This is a genomic window from Microcoleus sp. LAD1_D5, from assembly GCF_036702115.1.
Taxonomy (GTDB): domain Bacteria; phylum Cyanobacteriota; class Cyanobacteriia; order Cyanobacteriales; family Microcoleaceae; genus Microcoleus.
In genome coordinates, this window is sequence record NZ_JAUBSA010000132.1 from 1 (window position 1) to 7,366 (window position 7,366).

Here is a 7,366-nt window from a genome sequence, read left to right on the forward strand (position 1 = left end):
CGGGCCTATCTTTTTTTACCACAAGTGGGTCAACGCCTTACCTTGTCTAGCTTCTAACGGGGTTGTCACCCCCCCAGCTTGTTTTCAAGCTTCTTGTTTATATCTACCTAGCAAAATTTTGGGGTGAGAGCCATAAGCGGGCGCCTTTAATTGGTTCTAAGAAATCCTTAGACGATTTGTAGACTTGCTGTATGCTAAGTCAAGGAGGTGAAGCAAGTGTTTAATTTGACGTTTGAATTTAAGTTGAAGCCCACAGCGACACAGATAGCAGTTGTTGAAGATTGGCTAGAACAGTGCCGCAAGGTGTACAACTATGCCCTAAGAGAACGCAAAGACTGGTACAACTCACGCAAATGTCAGATCAACTCTTGCTCCATTAGCTCCGAGTATATTATTCCTGCTGAGGTGCCTAGACCGACATATTCAAGTCAGTGCAAGGCTTTAACGGCATACAGGAAGACCAGCCCCGCATTGCAGCGAGTCAACGCTCAGGTGTTGCAACAATCGCTGCGGAGATTGGAAAAAGCTTTCGTCAGTATGTGGGAGCAAAATCACGGGTTTCCTCGGTTCAAAAAACAGGGGGCTTTGAGGTCTTTGAGTTTCCCACAGTTGGGTGCAACTTTCCATCAAGGCAACCGCTTTAAATTGCCTGTAATTGGCTCGATAAAATTTTGTCAGTCGCGTCCCATCCCCCAGGGCGCAATCGTCAAACAAGCTCGCGTCGTTAGACGGTCTAGTGGCTGGTATATAATGTTGACTTTGCAATGGGATGTCTCAATTCCCGATATCATTCCTCACGGCAATCCCGTAGGAATTGATGTAGGGTTGACTAATTTGATTGCAACTTCTAACGGGCTTTTAATTAAAAGAACGAGGTTTTTTGCTGACGCAGAACGCAAGCTTAAATTGCTGCAACAGCGCGTTACTAGAAAAAAGATCGGGTCAAATAATTGGAAAAAGGCTCAGAAAAAAGTCGCTTTGCTGCATGAATACGTGGCAAACTGCCGAAAAGATTGGCATCGCAAGTTGTCACATCAAATCTGTGATGACGCGGGTATGGTGTTTGTCGAAGACCTTAATCTGGTCGGACCCAAAGCGGGGATGTTAGGTAAGCACTGCTTAGATGCTGGGTTTGGGCAATTCTTCAACATATTGGAGCAAACTTGCTTTAAGCGCGGTGTGTATTTCCAGAAAGTAGATGCTAAAAAGACTAGCCAAATCTGTCCCAATTGCCTTAACGAAACAGGCAAAAAAGAGTTATCAGAACGAACTCACTCGTGTCACAATTGCGGCTATACAACCGACAGAGATGTCGCAGCCGCACAAGTAGTTCTCAACCGAGGGCTTGCAGCCGTAGGGCATACGGTCAAGATGCTTGCCGAGGGTAAATTCATTGGAATCCCTGCGAAGCAAGAATCCCTGCGCCTTTAGGCCCGGGAGTGTCAAAATCAAAACATTAAAATTAATTCAGAGGCGGTAGGAGTTTTGCTAATGAGTAAGCGTTCTTCGGTGGAATCCCCAAATCATCAATCCTCTTCAACCCCAATCAACCCTGCTTTGCAAGCAGTCCTGGGGAGTCTAGATGTAAATCTAGAAGCAGAACTGACAACATACAGAAGGCACAGGCGGCGCGCCGAACAGTGGGTGTCGCCCTCAGTTCGTACCGGCAAGCAAACAGCCACAACCGAGCAACAGCTAGCCCAAAATTTGGCGCCGGAGACTGCGGAGGAAACCCAGCAGCCGCTATCGCTGCCCCTATCCCTTGCCGGCACTCAGGGCGATGCCCCGCTAGCAACTACTAGGGGTGGGACAAAATTATCTAGCAGTGCCTTCGCACCCAACAATTATCTCGAATCAAGCGAAAAACTGATCGAAAGTTTGGACGAGTCAAAAGCTGAGCCTACGGTAGAACGCAGTTTAGCCGCCAGTTTGTTAACTCCCTTGGGACTGAGTTCGATGCTGCTGTTTTTGCTGTCGTGCACAGCTTTGGGCTACGCAGTCATGTACCCATCAAATCTAGTTAAGATGGCCGGCCTGAACCGTTTGCTCGATCGCACCTCACCCTCTTCAAGCGACAGTCCCGCCTCTACTGCCATCTCAGATACCAGCACCAAGGAACTACCGAAAGCACCAAATCTGGTATCCAAAGAATTTGTCGAGCTAGATTTGAGCACTCTCAGCAATGTCCAGCCGACAGTCAGCCCGATTCCTTCCCCGTCACCAAAAGCATCAATCCCGCCAACTCCGCCAGCGCCTCCGGGTCCGAGCGGGGCTGTGCCGATTCCTACAGAAGACGGCAACCCGCCCAGAGGCAGGGAACAAGGACTCAATAATCTGAGTACGGCTTTGCTTCCCAGTCCCAGCCCCAGCGCCGCCCAGCCTGTGCCGACTCTGCCGACACTGCCTCCCACACCCTCTCCAGCCCAGCCTGCAGCCACATCCCCAGCGCCAGCATCCCCAGCCGCCGCATCCCCAGTCGCCGCATCCCCACTGGGAAGGCCTGCACGGGCCGCCGACGGTTTCTATTACGTTGTCACCGATTACACCGACGAAAAATCGTTGCAGCAAGCCAGAACCGCAGTTCCCGATGCCTACGTGCGAAACTTCTCAAAGGGTGTCAAGATCCAAATGGGGGCTTTGAACGATCCTGCCTCAGCAGAACGTTTGGTGAAAGAACTCCAAGAAAAAGGGGTGAAGCCACAATACTATCAGCCATAAATTAGGTAAAGGGTGAAAAACTTTAACTAATTTGTTAGACAAAGCTAGACAATGAGGAATGTTTTGTCTAACACAAAATTGGTTTTGTAATTGTCAATTCCCAGTCCTAAATCTAAAATTTAATAAAATCGGGAGACGGGCAAAATGGGATTATTCGATCGCCTATGGCGAGTGATTCGAGCCAATATTAACAGTTTGGTCGGGGCTGCAGAAGACCCAGAAAAAATTCTGGAACAGGCTGTAATGGATATGCAGGAAGATTTAGTGCAGCTCAGACAAGCTGTCGCAGGGGCGATTGCAGCTCAAAAACGCACTGAACGCCAGTGCTCCCAAGCTGAGTCTACAGCAGCAGAATGGCATCAGCGGGCGCAGCTAGCTTTGCAAAAAGGCGAGGAAAATTTGGCGCGGGAAGCTCTGACACGCAAGAAATCCTATCAAGAAACGGCAACGGCGATGAAAGCCAGTCTCGGACAACAGAACGCTGTTGTGACTAAACTTAAAGAAAATATGCGGGCGCTCGAAAGTAAAATTTCCGAGGCAAAATCTAAAAAAGATATGTACATTGCCCGAGCTCGATCGGCCGCATCGTCGGAAAGGCTGCAAGAAATGATGGGCAATCTCAGTACCGGCAGCGCTTTGAGCGCGTTTGAACGGATGGAAGAGAAAGTCATGCAGCTAGAAGCTCGCTCCGAAGCAATCGCAGAACTCGGAACTAATGATTTAGAAAAGAAGTTTCTCTCTCTCGAAGGTGCCGACGATGTGGATACCGAGTTGGCGACGATGAAAGCACAAATGCTTCCGGGCAACAATACACCCAAATTGCCGTCGGGCGAGCCGCCCGCATCCTGAACCCCAGGCAATAGAACAATAGTCGGGAGACCAAAAACTTCTCAACAGCCTAGCTAGAGATGGCTCGAAGCCTGTTGGGGAATTCCCGGATCGAAGTTAAACTCAATAGATAGGTGCATGAATAAGCTTGCCTGCATCACATTACTCGATCGCTTTAAACTGGATTTATCTGTCTGCAAAAATTGCCAAAAACTAAATCCCACTAAAAATCTGACAAGAGTAAATTTCACAACTGCGGGCTAGGGCTATCAAGCCTGCTTTCCGCCTACTTCGTACACCTCACCTAGGAAAAATAGCATTATGGGATTATTTGACCGCATTAGCCGAGTCGTCAAAGCCAATCTTAACGATCTGGTCAATAAAGCTGAAGACCCGGAAAAGATTTTAGAACAGTCTGTTACGGATATGCAGGAAGACTTGGTGCAGTTGCGTCAAGCCGTTGCCAGCGCGATCGCTACTCAAAAGCGCACCCAGACTCAGTACAATCAAGCTGAATCTCAGTCTAACCAGTGGCAGCAGCGCGCTCAGCTAGCCCTACAAAAAGGAGACGAGACTTTGGCCCGGGAAGCGCTAGTTCGCAAAAAGTCTCACGCGGAAACGGCGGCTACGCTGAAAGCCAGTCTGGATCAGCAATCGGCTCAGGTGGAAAGTCTCAAGCGCAACTTGATCGGTTTGGAGAGCAAAATTTCCGAAGCTAAGACTAAGAAGGATATGCTCAAAGCGAGGATATCCGCTGCTAAGGCTCAGGAACAGCTCAACAATACCATTGGCACATTGAATACTGGCAGTTCAATGGCAGCTTTTGATCGCATGGAAGAAAAAGTTTTGCAGATTGAAGCTCGCGCGGGAGCTTCGGCAGAATTGGCAGCCGGCGGCAGCAATTTAGAGGAACAGTTCCGCTTGCTCGAAAGCGGCGGTGATGTTGACGACGAGTTGGCTCAGATGAAAGCTCAACTGACCGGGGGTTCTGTGTCTCAAGGTCAATTGCCGGCAGCGGGTAAAACGGCAGCAGCTAGTAGCTCGGAGTCGAGCCCGGTGATTGACGCTGAGTTGGAAGAATTGCGATCGCAGCTCAATAAAATGTAGTAATCTCTATCAAAATTTACCTATTTCTCCGATCGCAGGTTTGATAGAATGCTCCGCCGACCTACAGGGCTAGCTTGGGAGGTCGGAGTTTTTTTAGTAATTGTTCAGTACACAAAACCTAAATGCTGTCAACTATCTTTACATTGATTTAAGGAATTAACTCTTTAAAAAGTTATAGAGTAATTCTATTCCTTGCAAGAAAGCTAGCTTGGGAGGTAGGAGTTTTTTTCAGTAATTTTTGCATACACAAAACCTGATTGCTGTCAACTCTCTTTATATTGAATTAAGAAATTAAGTCTTTAAAAAGTGATAAAGTAATTTTATTCCTTGTAATTGCCTCGGCCGCGCCCGATCGTAAGTGTAAATAACTATCAAATATTGCTAATCTGTCATGCCCGTGCAATTTTCTAGAGGCTTTTGTAAAATCAAGTTTTTCAAGGCATTAGCACTTGGTTTTTCAATTGCAGCTATTTGCCCCGCACTGCTATCAGCTCTAAGTGTTAGCGAGTCGATGGTTGGTATCGACTCAGGGGTGCAAGCGCCAATTTTGCATGATAATTTTCCGTCTCACTTAAAACTAAATCCAGAAACAGCAGACGATCGCGATCGGCTTCGTGATTTATACTCGGGTTCAGAATTAGATAGAAGCCGTAAAGAGCAAGAAAATAGCATCCCGGAGTTTGATCAAACGACCCAAAGTCAGGCCCCAGAAACTTTCCCTCAATTGCCGAACCGAGGAGAAAACAGACACGAATTTCCGATTCCTAACCCGCGGCTGCAAAATCCGGCTCCCCTCCGATAACCCGCGCTACCAAAGCCCTTGCCTTCAGCCGCACAGCTTTTGCCGCCTGCTGTTCCCGCGCCGGCACAGCCTGCAGAATTGCTAAGATTCCGGGTACGATCAAAGTCGATCAATGGGAAGTAGTTGGCAGTTGATTTACCGCGAGCCGATCGTGCAAAATCCCAGAAGAGAAATCGCGATCGGAATCGTTACCCGCAGTCGAGAAAGCGATACATCTTTGCTGAGAAAGGATTTTCCGCTGTCGCCGGGAGCAGATAATCGGGGTAGAACTCGGGTTGCGGCGCTGAGGCTGTTTCAAGATTTTACTCAGAGGGGAGAGAGAGATGTCTTTGCGGCGCGATCGCAGTTCTGTGTGGCAATGGCAGCATTTGGCGCTACGGTGAGCAGCAGCAGCCCTGACCGTTAATTTTTGACTTGGCTGGGTCAATTGCAGTACGTGTGGTTGTTGGCTCCTGAGACGCTGCTGCCGGTGCGATCGGAGGTAGAATTGGCTGGGGCAGAGCTTTTGGCGATCGAACCATTCGGCATAGAAGGCTCAGACACATTGCGGGGCTACCGTCAGGATGCAATGCTTGCCGATAGCGGGATTTTTGATTCAGCCGATTTGCGGTATCCGATGCAAGCGCACCTGCGACAACCAAGGAGTTTTGCAGGTGACGCCGTTTGTGGATTTTGGCAATGTTTGGAATCCCAGGGAAAGCGCGGTTTTGGAAGCGAATACTTTGCTGTAAGCGGGATTGCGCCTGCGATGGCTGTATGGCGAAAGGTGGAATGCTTGCGGAGGCTGGGGAATTCCTTTGATTGATATTAAGTTGGGCAACAGGAGTTTACAAGAGCGCGGGCTGTATTTTTCTGTATAATTCAAACCTTTTTAAGAAAGCAGTCGTTTTGCCCTTGGCGGAACTGAGCAATTCCGCTATATAGTAATAAGTATCATTTGGCACTCCTCTGTAGCTGCCAAGAGTGCATTTTACTGATAATCTTTAAATTAAACTATGTCTAAGGTGCGGTTGCTGCTTTTAAGTTCTTTTGCTTCCGGTTTTGGGCTTTGCTCAATCATTTTGGCGATGTTTACGATGACTTCCAGGCTGTCGTTTACGTCTTTTTTTACCTTTGTTTTGACTTTGGTCTTTTTTGGAATTAATCTGCTTTTTGCTTTGCATTATTATACATCTATTACCAAGCAATTGAGTGTTAGAAATAAAAGGAAAGCGAGAATTTAGCGGTTGTGAAGCAGAAGCGGAAAAAGGCATGGAGAGTTTTTTATGGAATTTGAATGGAATCGAGAAAACGCCTCTGGGTTAGGAAAACTATCTAGCTGTAAGCCATAATTATTTAAAGTCTAATTATTTAGGAGGTGTGATCGTGGTTATAACTCAAACCAACCCGCCAAATCTTCCAGATGCGACAAAGACTGGCTTTACTCCAGATGAATACCGGGCGATCGAGGAAACAGCCGAAGAACGTCACGAATATTGTAACGGAGAGATTATCGCTATGCCAGGAGGTTCCCCCGCTCACAGCCGTATTACCGTAGACATTACGACTTTTCTTAACGTGGCTGTGCGAGACACAAATTTTCAAATCTATAACGGCGATCTACGCATTTGGATTCCTAGCTTCAATCATGGAACTTATCCCGATGTTCTGATAATTGATGGTGAACCGGAATTCAATGGCGATCACACGGATGAAATTCTCAATCCTTTAGTGATTGTTGAGGTTCTTTCCCCCTCTAGTGAAGGCTACGATCGAGGTGAAAAGTTCAGAAAATATCGTTCTATTGCTAGTTTTTGTGAATATTTGCTGGTTAGTCAAGCTGAACCCTATATTGCAATGGCACTGAAAAAGTGAGCAAAAAAAAATCTGTAAGGCAAGATATACATAGATAATTGCCTTACAAACCAAAAT

General features: G+C 47.4%; 9 protein-coding genes. 8 read left to right on the plus strand and 1 reads right to left on the minus strand.

What is annotated here, in order from left to right; translation table 11 throughout:
- The first annotated feature begins 216 nt into the window (after positions 1 to 216).
- The 3 genes from QUA70_RS27430 to QUA70_RS27440 all read left to right on the plus strand — a co-directional run bounded on the left by QUA70_RS27430 (position 217) and on the right by QUA70_RS27440 (position 3,567).
- Positions 217 to 1,431, plus strand: a complete 1,215-nt coding sequence (locus QUA70_RS27430) for a transposase (RefSeq protein WP_333350953.1) — start codon at positions 217 to 219, stop codon at positions 1,429 to 1,431.
- A gap of 60 nt (positions 1,432 to 1,491) precedes the next feature.
- Positions 1,492 to 2,718 carry an SPOR domain-containing protein gene (locus QUA70_RS27435; RefSeq protein ID WP_333350955.1) on the plus strand — a complete coding sequence of 409 codons (1,227 nt, stop codon included), beginning with the start codon at positions 1,492 to 1,494 and terminating at the stop codon, positions 2,716 to 2,718.
- A 144-nt stretch (positions 2,719 to 2,862) separates the two neighbouring features.
- The gene (locus QUA70_RS27440; RefSeq protein WP_333350957.1) at positions 2,863 to 3,567 is read left to right on the plus strand and encodes a PspA/IM30 family protein; all 705 of its coding nucleotides are present in this window, start codon (positions 2,863 to 2,865) and stop codon (positions 3,565 to 3,567) included.
- A gap of 53 nt (positions 3,568 to 3,620) precedes the next feature.
- Here QUA70_RS27440 and QUA70_RS27445 read toward each other — a convergent pair whose 3' ends face one another.
- A complete protein-coding gene (locus QUA70_RS27445; protein WP_333350958.1) occupies positions 3,621 to 3,797 on the minus strand; it encodes a hypothetical protein in 177 nt (58 codons plus the stop codon).
- A gap of 70 nt (positions 3,798 to 3,867) precedes the next feature.
- Between QUA70_RS27445 and QUA70_RS27450 the strand changes: the two genes are divergently transcribed.
- The 5 genes from QUA70_RS27450 to QUA70_RS27470 all read left to right on the plus strand — a co-directional run bounded on the left by QUA70_RS27450 (position 3,868) and on the right by QUA70_RS27470 (position 7,309).
- The gene (locus QUA70_RS27450) at positions 3,868 to 4,653 is read left to right on the plus strand and encodes a PspA/IM30 family protein (RefSeq protein WP_006635936.1); all 786 of its coding nucleotides are present in this window, start codon (positions 3,868 to 3,870) and stop codon (positions 4,651 to 4,653) included.
- Positions 4,654 to 5,044: 391 nt separating this feature from the next.
- Positions 5,045 to 5,455 (plus strand): hypothetical protein, encoded by a 411-nt coding sequence (locus QUA70_RS27455; protein WP_333335247.1) that lies wholly within the window; start codon positions 5,045 to 5,047, stop codon positions 5,453 to 5,455.
- Positions 5,456 to 5,567: 112 nt separating this feature from the next.
- Positions 5,568 to 5,861, plus strand: a complete 294-nt coding sequence (locus QUA70_RS27460; RefSeq protein ID WP_333335249.1) for a hypothetical protein — start codon at positions 5,568 to 5,570, stop codon at positions 5,859 to 5,861.
- Between the two features lie 3 nt (positions 5,862 to 5,864).
- Positions 5,865 to 6,260, plus strand: a complete 396-nt coding sequence (locus tag QUA70_RS27465) for a hypothetical protein (protein ID WP_333335251.1) — start codon at positions 5,865 to 5,867, stop codon at positions 6,258 to 6,260.
- Positions 6,261 to 6,820: 560 nt separating this feature from the next.
- Positions 6,821 to 7,309 carry a Uma2 family endonuclease gene (locus tag QUA70_RS27470; protein ID WP_333335253.1) on the plus strand — a complete coding sequence of 163 codons (489 nt, stop codon included), beginning with the start codon at positions 6,821 to 6,823 and terminating at the stop codon, positions 7,307 to 7,309.
- Positions 7,310 to 7,366: the final 57 nt, after the last annotated feature.